This is a genomic window from Acidovorax sp. GW821-FHT09B03 (assembly GCF_059418305.1).
Genome location: NZ_JBWKPP010000002.1, coordinates 151,018 through 168,670 on the forward strand (window position 1 = coordinate 151,018; position 17,653 = coordinate 168,670).

The window sequence follows — 17,653 nt, forward strand, 5'->3', positions numbered from 1 at the left end:
CATAGGGGATCCTCCCGCAGGTCGTTGGCCGCCAGCGGCTCCTGCGGCCGCAGTGGCGCCCGTCCTACAGGTCTTCGGGTGCTGCGGGAGGCCAGGAATCCCGTGTCCAAAAATACCATGGAGCCAGACACAACAGACCTCGCGGTCGAAAGGAAGGCTTCCATGAAAAGTTGGTACAAGCTATCGCTGGGCAACGATGCCCAGGCCTTTGAGCCCACCCAGCGCATCCAGCAGATGTTCATGTCGCAGTTCCTGGTCTCGCCGGCAGGTTCCAAGCGCGCGCTGTTCTCGTGCTACGACAAGCAGGCGGACAAGCTATGGCTGTTTTTCTCGCCCGCCGCGCAGGACATTGCGCTGCGCGTGTATGCCAAGCCTTGCGATCCACCCACGGCGCTCGACTGCATCGGCCTGCTGGCCGGTGAGGGCGATGCCCTGGCCGACCCGGTGCACCTGGAAGCCGAAGCCACGGCCTGACGGCCATCGGTGGCGGCGGCTACTGCGCAGGTGCCTCGCCCTGGGGCAGCACCAGCCTGAATTCCGCGCCCTTGCCTTCGTCGCTCTCGACCTCGATGCTGCCGCCATGGCGCTGCACGACGGTGCGCACCAGGGCCAGCCCCAGCCCCACGCCGGCGATGCCGGGGTGGCTGCGGTCATGCAGGCGCTGGAAGGGGGCGAACAGCTTGTCCTGCAATGCGGGGGCAATGCCGGGACCTTCGTCGCGCACCGCCAGCACCCACTTGCCGGGCCGCTCTGCCAAGGTGCAATGGACGGTGGTGCCCCGTGGGCTGTACTTGACGGCGTTGTTCACCACATTGGCCAGCGCGCGGCACAGCAGCGAGCGGTCGCCCATGAACGGGGCGGTCTCCGGCGCCCCGGCCACCAGCACCTGCACATCTGCGTCGCGCGCCAGCACCCAGACCTCGTCCACGGTCTGGTGCAGCACGTCCACCAGGTCCAGGGGTTCGCGCCGCATCGCCTGCGATTCGGCACTGGCCAGCTGGATGAAGTTCTCGGCCATGCCCAGCGAAGTCTTGGCATAGCGCGCGATGAGCTGCATGAGTTCAGCGTCCGACATGCGGCCCGGATAGGCCTGGTGCATCTCCAGCAGCGTGAGGATGGATGCATTGGGCGCGCGGATGTCGTGCGAGATGAAGTGCATGGCCTCGTCACGTTGCTGCAGCGCGCTGCGGATCTCGGTCAGGTCCACCAGGGTCACGAGCCAGCCCGATTGCGCCAGGTCGGTGAACTGGCGGCTTTGCACCAGCACGCTGCGGCCCTTGGCATCGCGCCCCTCGCGGCGCGCGGGCAGGTTGCGGCTGGCCAGCCGCTCCGGGGTCACCAGCGGCTGCTCGGTGGCGATGTCGATCAGGTCGCCGAGCACATCGGCGATCTGGCGGCCCTGCAAGGGCCAGACCATCGGGTCGCCCTCGACCTCGGCCACGCCCAGCAGGTGCCGCCGCGCGGCCGTGTTGGCCAGCAGGATGCGGCCCTCGGTGTCGCAGACCATGGTGGGCGAGGGCAGCTGCTGCAGGCTCTCGCTCACGAAGTGGTGCATGTCGCGCAGCTGGCGCGAGGCATATTCCACCGCGTTGATGCGCCGCTCCAGGAAGTCGCCGCTGCTGGCCGCCGGGCCGCGCAGCGGGATCACCAGGCCCTGGCGCTGCAGGTTCTCCATCTGCAGCCTGAGGAACTGGGCCGCGGCACTCAGGCGCCGCCAACTCCACAGCGGGTAGGCCAGCACCAGCCCGATCAAGGCCGCAGCGGGCGCGAATTGCAGGCCGCTCCAGGCGGGCAGCAGCACGGCCAGGGCCAGGGTCAGGGCGCCCAGTGCAATGCTGGTGAGCAGGGCGGCGAAGGGGCCGAGCAGCAGTAGCGCCAGCAGCGCCAGCACCACCGGCAGCAGGTTGAAGGCCATGTTCAGCGCCGGCGGTGCGCTGTGGATGTGCACCCCCGCGAGGTCGGCGTCGAGCACCTGGGCGATGACTTCCACGCCCGGCATCAGGCGCGACTCCTGGCCCACCGGGGTGGCGAACATGTCGCCCAGCCCGGCGGCGATCGAGCCCACGAGCACGTACTTGCCGCGGAAGGCATCGGCTGGCACCTCACCGCGCAGCACGTCGATGTAGGAGTAGGTGGTGAAGTGCCCCGGCCCGCCCGCGTAGGGGATCAGGCGGCGGCCCGCACGTTCCCAGCGGGCGCCGTCGGCAGGGGGGTCGCTCCAGCGCGCCGGCGGGCAGCCACCGAGGGATGGCGTGGCCACGCAGCGCATGGCGATGCTGAAGTGCTGCCAGGGCGCGCTGGCCGGTCCCTCGCGAGCATACAGGCTGCGCACCACGCCGTCCTCGTCCGTGGCCACGTGCACATGCCCGAGCCGGGCGGCGGCCTGCTCCAGCGCGGGCATCGGCCGGTCGGCACCATCGCCCGGTTCGTACGGGCCATGGCGCTGCATCACCGGCAGCACCACCCGGCCACTCCTGGCGACGGCATCGGTCAGCAGCAGATCGTCCTCGGGGTAGTCGAGGTCTTCTTCGTTGAACAGCACGTCCATGCCGATCACCAGCGGTGCCTGGCGCGACACGTTCTGGATCAGCTGGGCATGCAGGGCGCGCCGCCAGGGCCAGCGGCCGATCACGCCGATGCTGCGGTCGTCCACCGCGATCACGGCGATGCCGGGCTGCGGCGGGCGCGACACCAGGCGCAAGCCGGTGTCCTGCACCAGGTGGTTGGTGCGCGGCAGTGCGCTCGGTGCACTCAGCCATGCCACCAGGGCCAGCAGCGTGAGCGCGATGGCGGCCCATTCGACCCGCCGCTGCTGGTTGCGCGTGCGGGAGTGCTGCGTGGGCATCGACCGCAAGGGGCTCAGGGACGGCGCACGGGCTCACCGCCCATGGTGGACAGGGGCAGCCCGGAGCTCGTGTTCAGCCCCGTGCCTACACGGATGCTGCGCGGCGGTGAGAACTCGCTTTGCAGGCCCGAGGGGTCGAGCACCTGGATGCGCACGAAGTAGGTGCCCGCAGGCAGGTCGGCCGCGGAGGTCCAGCGCGGTTCGTCGAGCTGGGTGTCCTGCAGGACCTTGCTGAACTCCAGGTCCGGCGCCAGCTGCACGCGGAAGCGCTGGCCGGCCTGGGCCGGCCAGTGCAGGCGCACGATGGTGTCGCCATCCGTCGCCTGCATGGAAGACAGGTCCAGCGCGGCGGGCTGCTGCGCCACGGTGAAGGGCTGCGCGGGTGCGAACGGCCCCTGGTCCAGCGCACCGCCCGCGAGCTCCGCGACCGTGGCCGCGCGCCAGAAGTAGTTGCCCAGGGGCAGTGTGGCCAGCGTCAGCTGGCAGGGGTTCAGGCGTCCCTCGTCCAGCAGCGGGGTGGCGAAATCCGCGCTGGCCGCCACCTGGATGCGGTACCAGCGGGCCCCGGGCACTTCGGTGCAGCGCAGGCTGCCGGTCACGCGCGGCAGCACGGCACCGGGGGCAGGCTGCTGGTACAGCGGCGGCACCGGCCGGGTCTTGATGGTGATGGGGCGCGTGGCGGGCAGGCCGGCAATGCCGGCCTCGTCCACGGCGCGCACGGCCAGGTGGTAGCTGCCATCGTCGAGCGCGGCCCAGCGTAGCTGGCCGTTGGCAAAGCGGCCGCTGCGCAGTACCTGCGTCAGGGCTGCATCGCGGGCCACCTGGGCCACGTAGCCGCTGGCGCCGGGCGTGGCCGGCAGGTTGATGGCCAGCAGGCCCAGGTCATGCAGCTGCGCCGGCACGGTGGACAGGTCGGGCGGGGCCAGCAGCGGGCGCGGGGCACCCAGGGTGCCGTCGGGCGCCACCGACAGGCCTTGTCCGCGGGCCAGCAGGGTGGCGTCGGCAACCGGCTGCGGGGCATTCTCGGCGCGGGACTGTACGGCCACCGTGCCTTCGAGTACCGAGGCAGTCGCCTGGCCCGAGGCCGCCAGCGCCACGCCGAATTCGGTGCCGCGCACGCTGGTCACGGCGCGCGGTGTTCGGATCTCGAAACGGCGCAGCGCATCGGTGCTGGGGGCGACGCTCGACTCCACACTGCCGGCGCGCATCTCCATCACCGACTGGATGCTGCCCGCGCGTCCGCGGCGGCGCAGCTGGCGCAACTGCAGGTCGGATTGGGGCTGCACGCGCACCAGCGTGCCGTCGGCCAGGCGCACGGCGACGAAACTGTCCGGCCCCACCTGCAGGCGCGTGCCTTCGTCCAGCCGGGCACCTGGCGCCAGCGCCTGCGCCTCGCCCCGCTGGGGCTGTGCCGTGGCATTGCCCTGCACGAACTCCACCTGGGCCGATGCCTGCGGCTGCAGGCGCACGGGGATCCACACGGTGGAGCCCGGCTGCAGGCGCCTGGGGTCGGCCACCTTGTTGCGCTGCTGCAGCAGCGGCCATTGGCGCGGATTGTCCAGGTAGGCGTTGGCCAGACCTTCGAGGGTGTCGCCGGCCCGTACCGTGTGCGGGATTTCGTCGGTCTGCGTGTCGGAAGGGGCAGTGGGGGTGGCTTGCGCATGCGCGCAGCCGAGGCCCGCCACGAACATGGCGGCGGCGGACAGGGGCAATGCAAGGCGGTGGATGACCACGTCAACTCTCCTACGGGCCGCAGGCTGCGGCGGTCTTCATCATTCTCGAGGGGCGGGCTTCGCTGTGGAAGCCCGGGGGGCGCATCACGGCTTGCGATCAGGCTCCACGGCTTCGAAGCGGTAGCCCACACCATACACCGCGGTGATGAAGTAGCCGTTGACCGGGCGCAGGTCCAGCTGCGTGCGCAGGCGCGAGACATGGGTGTCGAGCGAGCGCGAAAGCACGTCCGAGCCCTGGCCCCAGATCACCTCCTTGAGGTGGTCGCGCGAAAGCAGGCGCCCCATGTTCTGGAACAGGAACAGCGCCAGGTCGTATTCGCGGTTCTTGAGCTCGGCCACCTGGCCATTGACCTCCAGCGAGCGCGACTCGGGGTAGAACTTGTAGCGCCCGAAATCCAGCGCGCCACTGGTGCTCTGTGGGTAGGCGCGGCGCAGCAGTGCCCCCACGCGGGCATTGAGCTCGCCGATGCGCACGGGCTTGACCATGAAGTCGTCGGCCCCGCTGCCCAGGCCTTCGACGATGTCGCGCTCTTCCTGCCGGTTGGTCACGAACAGGATGGGCAACTGCTTGCCCACGTTCTCGCGCACCCAGCGCACCACCTCGGGGCCGGTGGTGTCGGGCAGGTGCCAGTCCACGATCAGCAGGTCGAAGGTCTCGCGGCGCATCTCGCGCATCAGCGCGGCACCGGTCAGGTGGGTGTGGCACACATGGCCCATCGCTTCGGTGGCCTGTTTGATCAGATCCAGCTGAAGCGCATCGTCGTCTAACGCCGCTATGCGCATGGTTCTCCGTTCCGTTCAAGATTCACCCCGCATTATTCGCGATGTGCGGCAGTCCATTCCATGCCCCATCTTGGGGATCACCAAGTTTGACAGTTGTTCACCGTACCACGGGCGATGCCAGGCGGCGCGCGGCGACAGGGCGCGCGCCAGGCCGGGCGGCCGCGGCGGGTGCGATTTCACGCAGCAGCCGCATGCCCACCAGGGTGTAGCGGGTCTGCGGGCTGTTCCAGTTGCGGTAGCCGCAGCGTGCATAGAACGACCAGGTGTGCCAGGACCCACCGCGGCGCACGCGCACGCTGCCCTCGGCCGGGCCCCCGGGGTCCACGGCGGGCGACTCGGCGTAGTAGCTGTCGCCATGCCAGTCGGCCACCCACTCCCAGGCATTGCCCAGCATGTCCTGCAGGCCGAAGGCGTTGGGCGCGTAGCTGCCCACGGGCGCGGTGAAGGCATGGCCATCGCTGCTGCGCAGGGCATGCTGGCGCCAGCGCTCCCAGTGGGGTGCGGCCTCCTGGTCGAAGGTGTTGGCGTTCTGGAGCAGGCCCTCGGGGTCGTCTCCGTGCGGGTAGCGGGTGCGCGTGCCGGCACGGCAGGCGTACTCCCACTCGGCCTCGGTGGGCAGGCGGTAGCGCTGGCCTTCGGTGCGGCTCAGCCATTGGGCCAGGGCCTGTGCGTCGTTCCAGGTGACGTTGACCACGGGGTGGTCGTCACCCTGCGCAAACCCCGGGTTGCGCCAGGAGTAGCGCGGGTCGCGCCCCTCGAAGGCATCGCCGCGACGGGTCGTGGCCGGGTCGTAGCGGGGGTTGTAGCCATAGCCGCCGGTGCCGTCGGCCTCCGACTCGGGCTGGTAGCCCGAGGCCTGCAGGAAGCGCCGGAACTGGCCCACCGTCACCTCGTGCTGCCCCAGGTAGAAGGCCTGGCGGATGACCACCCGGTGGGCCGGGCCTTCATCGACCAGCTCGGCAAAGCGCTTGGGCTCCAGCTGCGGGTAGGCCCGCGCCAGCACGTCGGGCGCCTCGGGCCCGCCCATCACGAAGCTGCCGGCGGGCACCTTCACGAACGGCATGCCCAGGCTGTTGGTCCACACCGGGTGCTGCCTGTCGTGGCGCATCTGGGCCTGCGCGGGCAGGGCAGCGGCCAGCACGAGGACGGCGGTGGTGGCGGCCGTTCGGCACCGGGCCATCGGGCTCAGCGGTTGGGGTTGTCGCTCACGCACTCGAAGACCAGGCGCGAACCCTCGTTGCGCAGCAGCTTGGGGAACAGCGCCAGCTTCTGGCACTCCCGGGTGGCGGCGTTGTAGGCCGGCGAGGCGTCGTTGCCATAGACCGGCACGCTGAAGGTGCGGTCCCGGCCCGAGGCCATGGGGCCCGACGGTGGGCGGATGGTGGCCGATTCGCAGCCCGCCAGCAGGGCGAGCAGGGTGGCCGAGGCGATCAGTGCTTTCATGGGATTCTCCCCGTGTTGGAGGGCAGTCTAAGGGACGGTGGGGCAAAAAGCCGCGCCCCATTTGTAACCCCGGGGTCTGAACCCCTTGCGCTGCCTCCCCCCTGCGATACAGTACGTTACAACTGACGGAAGAACGTATGGCCTGGATCCGGTCGGCAGTGGCAAGGGACGCGGGGCGCCAGTGGGCGCTGCGCTTGCTGGTGCCGCTGGTGTTGCTGGCCGTGCTACACCATCTGCCGGTATGGCAGCCGCTGCAGCGGCTGGAATACGATCTCTTCAGCAGCCTGACCGCGCCCGTGCGGCCCGATGCGGGCGTGGTGGTCATCGGCATCGACGAGCCCAGCCTCGCGGCCCTGCAGGCCGCGCCGCCGCTGCCGCGCCGCCTGCATGCGCAACTGGTCGAAGCGCTTTCCGCGACCGGCGCGGCGGGGCTCGGTATCGACCTGCTGTTGTCCACTGCCCAGTCCCCCGAGGACGACGCCGCCCTCGGGCGTGCCCTGCAGGGGCGCATGCCCGTGGTGCTGGCCAGCGCCCGGGTGGCCGTGCACAGCGGCCAGGTGGCGCAGTACCAGCAGGCATTGCGCTCGATCTTCGGCCAGGCGCTGCACGGCGACGTGGGCATGCAGCCCGACGACGATGGCGTGCAGCGCAGCGCGCCGCTGCACGCCGATGCGATGTGGCGCGTGCTGGCGCAGGCCGCGGGCCGCAGCGTGGTGCCGCCCCCGCCCGGTGCGCTGCTGCGCTACTACGCGCCCGAGGTGGCGCTGCCCTATGTGCACTACACCCAGGCGCTGGACCCGGCGCGGCAGCTGGCGCCCGGCGCGCTGCAGGGGCGATTGCTGCTGCTGGGCCAGAACACGCCGGTGGGCGGCGTGGACCAGTTCACCACGCCGCTGCGCACCCTGGGCCAGGGCACGCAGTCGGGCGTGATGCTGCATGCCACGGCCCTCATCAATGGCCTCACGGGCGACTGGATCGTGCCCGCGCACCCGGCGGGCCCGCTGCTGCAGGCCGCGGCGGCCGTTGCCGTGGTGGCCGCGCTCACGCGCCGCTGGCGTGGCTGGCTGGCCGTGTGGCTGAGCGTGGCGCTGGCCCTGCTGGCGCTGATCGGCGGGCTCTGGGCCTACCTGCAGGGCGTGTGGTGGCCCACGCTGCCCACGCTGGTGGCACTGGCGCTGCATTTCAACGTCGGCGCGACCGACAGCTACTGGCGCGAGCGGCGCCAGCGCGAGCGCCTGCGCCTGGACTTCGGCCGCTATGTGCCGCCGGCCGTGGTCAGCGCGCTGATCGCCAGCGGCACCGCGCCGGCCATCAGCGGCGAGCGGCGCGAGCTCACGCTGCTGTTCTCGGACCTGGCGGGCTTCACCTCGGCCAGCGAGCGCCTGCCACCCGAGGGCGTGGCCCGTGCACTCAACGCCTACTTCACGCGCATGACCTATGCCGTGCACCGCCACGGTGGCACGCTCGACAAGTTCATCGGCGATGCCGTCATGGCCTTCTGGAACGCCCCCGTGGCCGAGCCGCAGCACGCGGCACGCGCCCTGGCCTGCGCGCAGGAGATGCAGCGGGAAATGCAGGCCCTGCGCAGCCAGTGGGCGGGCACCCCCTTTGCCGAGCTGCAGCTGCGCATCGGCCTGCACACCGGCGAGGCGGCGGTGGGCCACCTGGGCTCCGAAGGCCGCTTCACCTACACCGCCGTGGGCGATGCGGTGAATACCGCGGCCCGCCTGGAAGGCGCGAACAAGGCCTTCGGTACCGGCATCCTGCTGTCCGAGGCCACGCGCAGCGCCTTGCCGCGGGAGGGGGCGCAGCCGCCACCCCTGCTCTGGCTCGACGCCGTGGTGCTGGCCGGGCGCAGCAGCGGCATCGATGTCTACACCCCCTGCGACGATGCGCCGCTGGTGGCCACCAGCCTGGTTTTGCAGGCCCATGTGCATGCGGGCCGCTGGGACGAGGCCCTGGCGTGCTGCGCCGAGTGGCGGGCCCGGGCCGTGCACCTGGCACCGCTGTGGGCGGCCCAGGCCGACCGGCTGCAGGCGCAGGTGCAGACACTGGCCAGCGCCCGGGCGCCGGTGGCAGCGGGCGCTGTCTTTGCGCATGCGCTGGACAAATGAGTACCCGGAAAGGCCCCGCCATGCCATCGACACACCTGTGGATCAAGACCCCCATTGCCCTGGCTGCCACCCTGTGCCTGCCCAGTGCCTGGGCGCAGTGCGCCGGGGTGTCCGTGGCCCCCGATACCGTGGCCGCGCAGATCGTGGCCCTGGCCGGCCAGGGCCAGACCCGGCCGCCCGGCGAGGGGCCCTGGTCGCCCGCCGTGCTGGCCCAGCAACTGGGTGCGGGTGCGGGCGTGCGCACCCTGGAGCTGTCGTCGGCCGCGCTGCTGCTGGCCGATCGCACGCAGATCCGCATGTCGGCCAATGCCCAGTTGCGCCTGTGCGCATCGCAGCCCGAGCGCACCCTGCTGGAGCTGGCTGCCGGGCGCCTGTGGGCGCGCACCAAGAAGACCCCGGCCTCGCTGCAGCTGCAGACCCCGGCGGCCCTGGCCGTGGTGCGTGGTACCGACTGGGACGTGGAGGTCGATGCGGCGGGGCGCACCACGCTCACCGTGCTGTCGGGCCAGGTGGATCTTTCCAATGCCTTCGGCCGGGTGGAACTGGGGCCTGCCGAGCAGGGCTATGTGGAGCCTGGCAAGGCACCGGTCAAGCGCCTGCTGGTGCGCCCGCGCGAGCGCGTGCAGTGGGTCATGGCCAACCCGGTGGACGCCACGCGCTGGGTGGAACTGCAGGGTGACGCCGTGGCACCGCCGCTGGCCGCGATCCGTGACGACCTGCGCACGGGCCAGTGGCCGCGCGCACGCGAGCGGTTGCTGGCGCTGTCTGCCAGCGGGCAGGGCGGGGCCGTGGTGGAATTGCTGCTGGCCGACCTCGACGTCTTTGACGACCGCATGGACGCGGCCCAGCAGCGCCTGGCCGCCGCCTGGCAGCGCACGCAGGACCCGCGCACCGCCGCGCGCCGGGCCGAGCTGCTGCTGGCGCTGGACCAGAACCCTGAGGCGCGCGCCTGGCTCGGTACCGCACGCACGCAGGCACCCGAGGCCACTGCGCTGCTGCTGGCCGACGCCGACTGGCAGCGCCTGGAAGGCCGGGGCGAGGAAGCCATTGCCCTGTACCGGCGAGCGGTGGCCGGTGCCGAGGCACGGCGGGAGCCTGCTACCGACCAGGCCGCAGCCCAGTGGGGCCTGGGGCGCGCCCTGCGCGAGCGGGGTGATCTGCGCGGTGCGCGCGAGGCCCTGGCGCGTGCCGTGGCGCTGGCGCCCGCGCAGCCCGCCTACCAGGGCGAGCAGGCCACCCTGGCGGCAGAGGCCCTGCGCCTGGGCGATGCGCGTACGGGCTTTGACGCCGCGCTGGCCCAGGCCGGCGATGACTATGTGAGCCTGGCCGGTGCAGGCCTGCTGGCGCTGCAGCAGGGCGACCCCGGGGCGGCGCGCAGCCAGCTGCTCAAGGCCCTGGTGATCGAGCCGCGCTATGCGCGCGCCCAGGTCTGGCTGGCCGTGGCCGAGTACCAGCTGGGCGAGCAAGCGGCGGCGCTCGACTCGCTGGCGCGCGCCCGCGTCGCCGACCCGAACGATCCCTTGCCCTGGCAGATCGAATCCACCCTTCGCAACGACAGCGGGCAGCCCGTGCAGGCGATCGCCGCAGCGCGAGAGGCGCTTGTGCGGCTGCCTTTCCTCAAGTCGCTCAATCCGCTGGCGTCGGACAGCCGAGGGTCGGCCAGTCTGGGCAAGGCACTGGGTGACTTCGGCATGGAGCACTGGGCACGGGCCTATGCCGCAGCCTCGTACTACCCCCTGTGGGCCGGCAGCCACTTCTTCCTGTCCGACCGCTACGAAAGCGACTTCAATCGCCGCTCCGAACTGTTCCAGGGCTACCTGACCGACCCCACGGTGTTCGGTGCCAGCGAAAAGCGTGCACCGCTGCTGCTGTCCACCGGCAGTGAATGGAGTGCGGGGGCGAGCGCCGAACGCAACCCGCTGCGGCACAACGCCACGGTCGATGCAGGCCACCGTGGCTTTGCGACGGCGCCCATCCCTGTGGCCTGGCTGGTGCGGGGGCAGGACATCCAGATGTGGCCGCGCGAAGGGCCCGCTGCATCGCGCTATCGCCTGTCGTCCCCGGATCTGGCCATCGCCGTCGGTGCCAAACCCAGTGAAAGCCTCTCCCTTTTCCTGCAGCATACGGACAGCACCCTGCGCTACCGTTTTCCGGACGGGCGCGATTTTGGCAACGGCATCACCTTCACGGGCGGCGCTGAGACCCGCGCACGCCGCACGGACGCCGGGGGATCGTGGCGCTGGTCCGCCGACATCCAGACCTGGATCCAGGTGCACGGGGGGCGCCAGACCTCCGGCCTGGTGCTGGACGATGCGCGCTTCGGACCGCAGGACTACCACTATGCAAGCGAAGAGAAGGGCCTGTTCCTGCGCCATACCCTGCTGCAGGGGCCACACCGCTTCAGTGCCGGCTGGGAGCGCGTGACCCGTGATACGGACAGCGCGATTGCCGATGCGCAGGTGGTCAGCCCTCGGGCCAACACCGAACGCTATGACATGCCCTGGATGGCAGGGGAGTGGCGCAGCGGACCGTGGAGCGTGATGGCGGAAGCCTATTGGCCCAGGCTCTCCACCGCCCAGAGCGACCGCTTCACCGACACGGCGGGCCAGGACCTGCTGGATCCGCAATTCGACGGTACCGCGCGCCGCCGCAAGTTGCTGCCGCGTGTGGGTGCCAGCGTGCGGCTGGGCCCCGGGCGGGCCCTGCACTGGGCCTGGCAGGAGAGCATGCGTGCCCCCGGTACGCACACGCTCGCGCCGGTGTCCACCGGTGCCATCGCCGTGGACAACCAGTACCTGCTGCCAGGCAGCCTGGCACGCAAGCACGCGCTGCAATTGGACTGGGAACTGGGGCCGTCCACCTTCCTGGGCGCCAGCCTTTCAGGCCAGCGCATCCACAACCTGGTGGCCCGCGACGGGCGGCTGTTCGCCATGAACACGGCGGCCTTGTTCGACAACATCAATACGGTCGCGCCCGTCGTGCTCAGCGCACAGACTTCATTGAACACCTACGAGGAGACGCCGGTGTTCGGACAGGGGCATCTGGTCCAGTCCAGCGTGTCCGTCAACCACCTGCTGGGGCCGCGCTGGAGCGTTCTGGGCAGCTACATCCATACCGATTCGCGCAATACGGGGGAGGGGTTCTCCGGAAACCTGCTGCCAGGTTTCGCGCGCCATGTGGCGCTGGGGCAGACCACCTGGCGGCACGAGGGGCGCGGCTTTTCGCTGCTGCGGCTCACCTGGCGCGGGATGCGCTACCGCGATGAGGCCAACTTCCTGCAGCGCCCGCCGGGCTGGAGCATGGCCTTGGCCCACGGCTGGGAGTCGCAAGATCGCCGCTTCACGCTGGTGGGCTCACTGGAGACGGGCTTGCGCAGCGGCGAGCGGCCCACCTTGTGGGCGCTGCTGCGCTACCGGGATTGAGTTGCGCGCCTGCAGGTTGCCAAGCCTGGCGTCCCGCCGCGCAGGGGCATGGGCGCCTCAGGCTGCCGCCGCAGCCTCGGCCAGCGCCTGCAGCGCCGCTTCCACGTCGGCCTGCGCAACGCCATCCACCGGCGCCAGGCGAGGTGCCAGGGCCTGCAGCGCATTGCCGTCCTTTTGCAGCTGGGCGATCGCCTGCCCGGCGTCCTTGGGCGCATCGAAGCCCGTGCTCTGCAGCAGCAGGCGGCCATCGGCCGCGACGAACTTGAAGTAGAACTTGCCATCGGCCTCGCGGTACTGCTTGAACGAGGGCAGGGCCACCTTGGCGGCCTTGGCCGCCTTGGTGGCAGCGCCGGCCTGCACCAGGCTGCGCAGGCCCACGGCCGAGCGCAGCTCGCGGATGAAGGGCGTGGCCAGCGCGCGCGCGCGCTCGGCACCGGCCAGCAGCGTGGTCTCGATGCGGGCCGGGTTGTTGATCAGCTCTTCGTACTGCGCGCGCATGGGGGCGATCACCTGGTCCACGCGCTCGAGCAGCACCTGCTTGGCATCGCCCCAGGCAATGCCGTCGGCATACTGCTGGCGCAGGGCGGCGGTCTCGGCCTCGGTGGCGAAGGCCTGGTAGATCTGGAACAGTGCCGATCCTTCCACCTCCTTGGGCTCGCCGGGCGCGCGCGAGTCGGTCAGGATGCCGCCGATGAGCTTCTTGAGCTGCTCGCGCGAGCTGAACAGCGGGATGGTGTTGTCGTAGCTCTTGCTCATCTTGCGGCCGTCGAGACCGGGCAGGGTGGCCACGTGGTCGTCGATGGCGGCCTCGGGCAGCACGAAGTGCTCGCCGTACAGGTGGTTGAAGCTGGCGGCCATGTCGCGCGCCATCTCGATGTGCTGGATCTGGTCGCGGCCCACGGGCACCTTGTGGGCCTTGAACATCAGGATGTCGGCGCCCATGAGCACGGGGTACATGAACAGGCCCGCGGTCACGCCGTCATCGGCATCGCGCTCGGCCGCCATGTTCTTGTCCACGCTGGCCTTGTAGGCGTGGGCGCGGTTGAGCACGCCCTTGCCGGTCACGCAGGTCAGGAGCCAGGTGAGTTCAGGAATCTCGGGGATGTCGGACTGGCGGTAGAAGGTGACCTTTTCGGGGTTCAGGCCCGCGGCCAGCCAGCTGGCCGCGATCTCCAGCGTGGAGCGCTGGATGCGCACCGGGTCTTCGCACTTGATGAGCGCGTGGTAGTCGGCCAGGAAGTAGAAGCTCTGCACGCCGGGCGTGAGGCTGGCCGCCACCGACGGGCGGATGGAACCCACGAAGTTGCCCAGGTGGGGAGTGCCCGTGGTCGTGATGCCGGTGAGAAAGCGCGTGGTGCTCATGGGAAACGGATTCTGCGAAAAGGGGGAGAGAAAAAGCGGAGCCGCTCAGCGCAGCAAGGCCATCAGCGGCGTGAGCAGCAGGTTGATGGCGCCATAGCCCAGCGACATCAGCGGGCGCAGCCAGATGGTGCCCACCACGCCGGCCACCACCAGGCCCATCACGATGAAGAAGCCGAAGGGCTCGATGCGCGAGACCATGTGGGCCGCCTTCCAGGGCAGCAGGCCGACCAGGATGCGGCCGCCATCGAGCGGGGGCAGCGGGAACAGGTTGAAGGCCCACATCACCAGGTTGACCAGGATGCCGGCGCGCGCCATCTCGATGAAGAAGCGCTCGGTCACGCCCATGCCAAGCAGCAGCACCAGCAGGACGGCCCAGAAGATGGCCTGGAAGAAATTCGAGGCCGGTCCCGCGAGCGCGACCCAGATCATGTGCCGCTTGGGGTTGCGCAGGTTGCCGAAATTGACCGGCACCGGCTTGGCATAGCCGAACAGGAAGGCCCCGGAGGTGGCGAAGTACAGCACCAGCGGCATCAGGATGGTGCCGATGGGGTCGATGTGCTTGAGCGGATTGAGGGTGATCCGGCCCATCATGAACGCCGTGTTGTCGCCGAAGTGGCGAGCGGCATAGCCATGGGCAGCTTCGTGCACGGTGATTGCAAAGAGCACCGGCAGGGCATAGATCAGAACGGTTTGGATGAGATTGGAGATGTCCACCCTGCCAATTGTCTCAGACACACGACAACAACCCTTTGGCGCAGTCACTTTCCGGGATTGTTACGATGGTTCCGTTGTTTCAAATGGATACAGGCGTGGCAGACTCGGGTGAGGTTGTGCGCGCGCTACATTGTTGAATGCAACGGTCGCCATAAATACATACAACACTGATATCGGAGATGAATCCCATGGGCCTGGATCGTTTGAAGATTGGAACGCGCCTCATTCTGGCGTTTGGTGCCATTGCCTTGCTGGTGGCGGTACTGATGGTGGTGGCCAGCTCGGGCATCGGCCAGGCCGACGATGCCTACCGCGCTGCGGTGGGGTCGGCCACCGGGCTCACCGCGGAGCAGCGCGCGCCCCTGGAGCAGGCCATCCGGGCCGGCCAGGGCCACCTGGAGAGCGCGCGCCTGTGGGTGCTGCTGCTGGGGGCCGGCGTGTTCGTGGTCTCGCTGGCGTCCTTCGTGCTGCTGCGCAGCGGCATCGTGCACCCGCTGAACCAGGCCATCCTGATCGCCGAGACGGTGGCGGCGGGCGACCTGAGCCAGGAGTTCTCGTCCGAGCTCGAAGGCGACTTCGGCCGCCTGCTCACGGCCCTGGGCACCATGGAAGACACGCTGACCGAGCTGGTCTCGGGCATCAAGCAGTCCACGGACTCGATCACCGAGGCCGCGGCGGACATCGATTCGGGCAACTCCGACCTGGCGCGCCGCACGGAAGACCAGGTGAGCTCCCTGGCCGACACGGCCGGCAGCATGGCCGAACTGACCTCCACCGTGCGCCAGAACGCCGAGCGCGCGCGCTCGGCCAGCAGCCTGGCCGTCAACGCCTCGCAGATCGCCGAGCGCGGTGGTGCCGTGGTGGGCGACGTGGTGCAGACCATGCAGGCCATCAGCGGCAGCTCGCGCAAGATCGTGGATATCATCCAGGTCATCGAAGGCATTGCCTTCCAGACCAACATCCTGGCGCTCAATGCCGCCGTGGAAGCGGCCCGTGCGGGCGAGCAGGGCCGCGGCTTTGCCGTGGTGGCCAGCGAGGTGCGCAACCTCGCGCAGCGCAGTGCCGTGGCGGCGCGCGAGATCAAGACCCTGATCAGCCAGTCGGTCGACCAGGTCGAGAGCGGTGCCGGTCACGTGGGCCGTGCCGGCAAGACCATGGAAGAAATCGTGGGCGCCGTCGGCCAGGTCACTGCGTTGCTGGGCGAGATTTCCGGTGCGCTGCATGCGCAGAGCTCGGGCATCGAGCAGGTGAACGGCGCCGTGGCCCAGATGGACAGCGCCACGCAGCAGAACGCGGCCCTGGTGCAGCAGGCGGCCAGCGCCGCCTCGGCCCTGTCCTCGCGCGCGCAGGAGCTGCAGCGCGCCGTGGGCGCCTTCAAATTGGACTAACACCCCCTGAGTCGCTTCGCGCCTTCACCCCTCTCTCGACCCGCTGCGCGAGTCGGGAGGGGGACGCCCCCGGTGCGGCGGGGCGGCCCTTGCACGGGGGCACTGGTCTTGGCCGCGTCAGTTCATGCGCCGCGAACAGTGGCAATGATGAGCGGTTGAAACGGCCCTACAGCCCCAGCGCTTGCAGGCTGCCGCGGCCTTCGCGCACCACTACGGGGTCGCCGCCGGTGCCCATGGGCGTCAGGTCGACCACCGTGGTGGGTTCCCGTGGGCAGGCCCCTGCATCCACGATGGCATCCACCAGCTTTTCATAGCGCTCGCGGATTTCCTCCGGGTCGTTCAGTGACTCGGTTTCGCCGGCGGGGATCAGCGTGGTGGCCAGCAAAGGCGCGCCATGCAGCTCCAGCAGCAGCTGCAGGCCCTTGCGGTCGGGCACGCGCAGGCCGATGGTCTTGCGCGAGGGGTGGCTCACGCGGCGCGGCACTTCCTTGGTGGCTTCGAGGATGAAGGTGTAGGGCCCGGGCGTGCCCAGCTTGAGCAGGCGGTACTGGCGGTTGTCCACGCGCGCGTAGTTGGCCAGCTCCGAGAGGTCGCGGCACAGCAGGGTCAGGTGGTGCTTTTCGTCCACCTGGCGGATGCGGCGCAGCCGGTCCACGGCATCCTTGTCATCGAGGTGGCAGACCAGCGCATAGCTCGAATCGGTGGGCACGGCCACGATGCCGCCTTTTTGCAGCAAGGTGGCGGCCTGCTTGAGCAGCCGGGGTTGGGGGTTGTCGGGGTGGACTTCGAAGTACTGGGCCATGGTGAAGGTCAGGCGGCGGCTGCCGGGCGGATGCGATCGGCCAGCAGTTCCCACACGGGGGTCAGCGTGCCGGGCAGCGGGGGCAGGGTGCCCAGGTCGGTGTGCGATTCGTCGGGGCTGTGGAAGTCGCTGCCACGCGAGGCGGCCAGGCCGAACTCCTGGGCCATGGCGGCATAGGTCAGGTACTCGGGCGGGCTGTGGCTGCCGGTCACCACCTCGACGCCACGCCCGCCGTGGGCCTTGAATTCGGAGAACAGCGCAAACTCCTCGTTGGCGCTGAACTTGTAACGGGCCGGGTGGGCGATCACGGCCATGCCGCCGGCCTCGGTGATCCAGCGCACGGCATCGCCCAGCCGGGCCCAGCGGTGCGGCACGTAGCCGGGCTTGCCTTCGGTGAGAAAGCGGCGGAACACCTCGGAGGTGTCCCTGCAGACACCCGATTCGACGAGAAAGCGCGCAAAGTGCGTGCGCGAGATCAGTGCCGGGTTGCCCACGAACTTCAGGGCGCCTTCGTAGGCCCCCTCGATGCCCACCTGGGCCAGCTGCTGCGCCATGTCCCGGGCCCGGTCACCGCGACCGCCGCGCGTGGCGACGAGGCCCTCGGCCAGGCGGGCGTCGTCCGGATCGAACCCCAGGCCGACGATGTGCACGGTGGTGTCGGCAAAGGTCACCGAGATCTCCACGCCCGTGAGGTAGGCCATGCCCTGTGCGCGGGCGGCCGCGGCGGCCCGGTGCTGGCCGCCGATTTCGTCGTGGTCGGTCAGCGCCCACAGCTCGACCCCGTTGGCCTTGGCGCGCGCGGCCAGGTCCTCGGGGGTCATGGTCCCGTCGGATACCACGGAATGGCAGTGCAGGTCGGCGTTGAGCAAGGTGGTCACCGACCCATTTTAGGGCTTGTACCGATAACGCGGGGTGCCGATTCCAGCAACACTGGTTACAAGGGCGCGGGCTCTGTTGCCGTCCGGCCTGTGGCCGTGACGGCGGCTGGTGGTTTGAAGACGGTTTCCTGAGGCAAAAACCCACAAAGCAGGGGCAGGTGATGCCCTT

13 protein-coding genes are annotated in these 17,653 nt (G+C 70.1%); 4 read left to right on the forward strand and 9 right to left on the reverse strand.

Annotated features, from left to right (window positions below):
- Positions 1-162: 162 nt before the first annotated feature.
- Positions 163-474, forward strand: a complete 312-nt coding sequence (locus tag AC07PA_RS04080) for a hypothetical protein (RefSeq protein ID WP_007851564.1) — start codon at positions 163-165, stop codon at positions 472-474.
- 19 nt (positions 475-493) lie between these two features.
- On the opposite strand, the gene AC07PA_RS04085 is transcribed toward AC07PA_RS04080, so the two are convergent.
- From AC07PA_RS04085 to AC07PA_RS04105, 5 genes are all read right to left on the reverse strand, one after another.
- On the reverse strand, positions 494-2,845 hold the full coding sequence (locus tag AC07PA_RS04085; protein WP_494604342.1) for a CHASE2 domain-containing protein: 2,352 nt from the start codon (positions 2,843-2,845) through the stop codon (positions 494-496).
- A gap of 14 nt (positions 2,846-2,859) precedes the next feature.
- Positions 2,860-4,578, reverse strand: a complete 1,719-nt coding sequence (locus tag AC07PA_RS04090; RefSeq protein WP_494604344.1) for a FecR family protein — start codon at positions 4,576-4,578, stop codon at positions 2,860-2,862.
- A gap of 84 nt (positions 4,579-4,662) precedes the next feature.
- Complete coding sequence (locus AC07PA_RS04095) at positions 4,663-5,361, reverse strand: response regulator transcription factor (protein WP_007856662.1); 699 nt, start codon at positions 5,359-5,361, stop codon at positions 4,663-4,665.
- A 97-nt stretch (positions 5,362-5,458) separates the two neighbouring features.
- Positions 5,459-6,541: a formylglycine-generating enzyme family protein gene (locus AC07PA_RS04100; protein WP_494604346.1), complete on the reverse strand. Its 1,083-nt coding sequence runs from the start codon at positions 6,539-6,541 to the stop codon at positions 5,459-5,461.
- A 5-nt stretch (positions 6,542-6,546) separates the two neighbouring features.
- The gene (locus tag AC07PA_RS04105) at positions 6,547-6,804 is read right to left on the reverse strand and encodes a hypothetical protein (RefSeq protein ID WP_494604348.1); all 258 of its coding nucleotides are present in this window, start codon (positions 6,802-6,804) and stop codon (positions 6,547-6,549) included.
- Positions 6,805-6,941: 137 nt separating this feature from the next.
- Between AC07PA_RS04105 and AC07PA_RS04110 the strand changes: the two genes are divergently transcribed.
- A complete protein-coding gene (locus AC07PA_RS04110) occupies positions 6,942-8,918 on the forward strand; it encodes a CHASE2 domain-containing protein (RefSeq protein ID WP_494604350.1) in 1,977 nt (658 codons plus the stop codon).
- A 20-nt stretch (positions 8,919-8,938) separates the two neighbouring features.
- Positions 8,939-12,340: a FecR domain-containing protein gene (locus AC07PA_RS04115; protein ID WP_494604352.1), complete on the forward strand. Its 3,402-nt coding sequence runs from the start codon at positions 8,939-8,941 to the stop codon at positions 12,338-12,340.
- A 57-nt stretch (positions 12,341-12,397) separates the two neighbouring features.
- Here AC07PA_RS04115 and AC07PA_RS04120 read toward each other — a convergent pair whose 3' ends face one another.
- Both AC07PA_RS04120 and AC07PA_RS04125 read right to left on the reverse strand, forming a co-directional pair.
- On the reverse strand, positions 12,398-13,702 hold the full coding sequence (locus tag AC07PA_RS04120) for a tryptophan--tRNA ligase (protein ID WP_494604354.1): 1,305 nt from the start codon (positions 13,700-13,702) through the stop codon (positions 12,398-12,400).
- Positions 13,703-13,747: 45 nt separating this feature from the next.
- Positions 13,748-14,416 carry a site-2 protease family protein gene (locus tag AC07PA_RS04125; RefSeq protein WP_035204385.1) on the reverse strand — a complete coding sequence of 223 codons (669 nt, stop codon included), beginning with the start codon at positions 14,414-14,416 and terminating at the stop codon, positions 13,748-13,750.
- A gap of 188 nt (positions 14,417-14,604) precedes the next feature.
- Between AC07PA_RS04125 and AC07PA_RS04130 the strand changes: the two genes are divergently transcribed.
- On the forward strand, positions 14,605-15,804 hold the full coding sequence (locus tag AC07PA_RS04130; protein WP_494604356.1) for a methyl-accepting chemotaxis protein: 1,200 nt from the start codon (positions 14,605-14,607) through the stop codon (positions 15,802-15,804).
- Between the two features lie 166 nt (positions 15,805-15,970).
- Here the strand turns inward: AC07PA_RS04130 and AC07PA_RS04135 are convergent, their stop codons facing one another.
- Together AC07PA_RS04135 and AC07PA_RS04140 are read right to left on the reverse strand one after the other, a co-directional pair.
- Positions 15,971-16,606 carry an L-threonylcarbamoyladenylate synthase gene (locus AC07PA_RS04135; RefSeq protein ID WP_494604358.1) on the reverse strand — a complete coding sequence of 212 codons (636 nt, stop codon included), beginning with the start codon at positions 16,604-16,606 and terminating at the stop codon, positions 15,971-15,973.
- Positions 16,607-16,614: 8 nt separating this feature from the next.
- Complete coding sequence (locus AC07PA_RS04140) at positions 16,615-17,484, reverse strand: 3',5'-nucleoside bisphosphate phosphatase (RefSeq protein WP_007856653.1); 870 nt, start codon at positions 17,482-17,484, stop codon at positions 16,615-16,617.
- Positions 17,485-17,653: the final 169 nt, after the last annotated feature.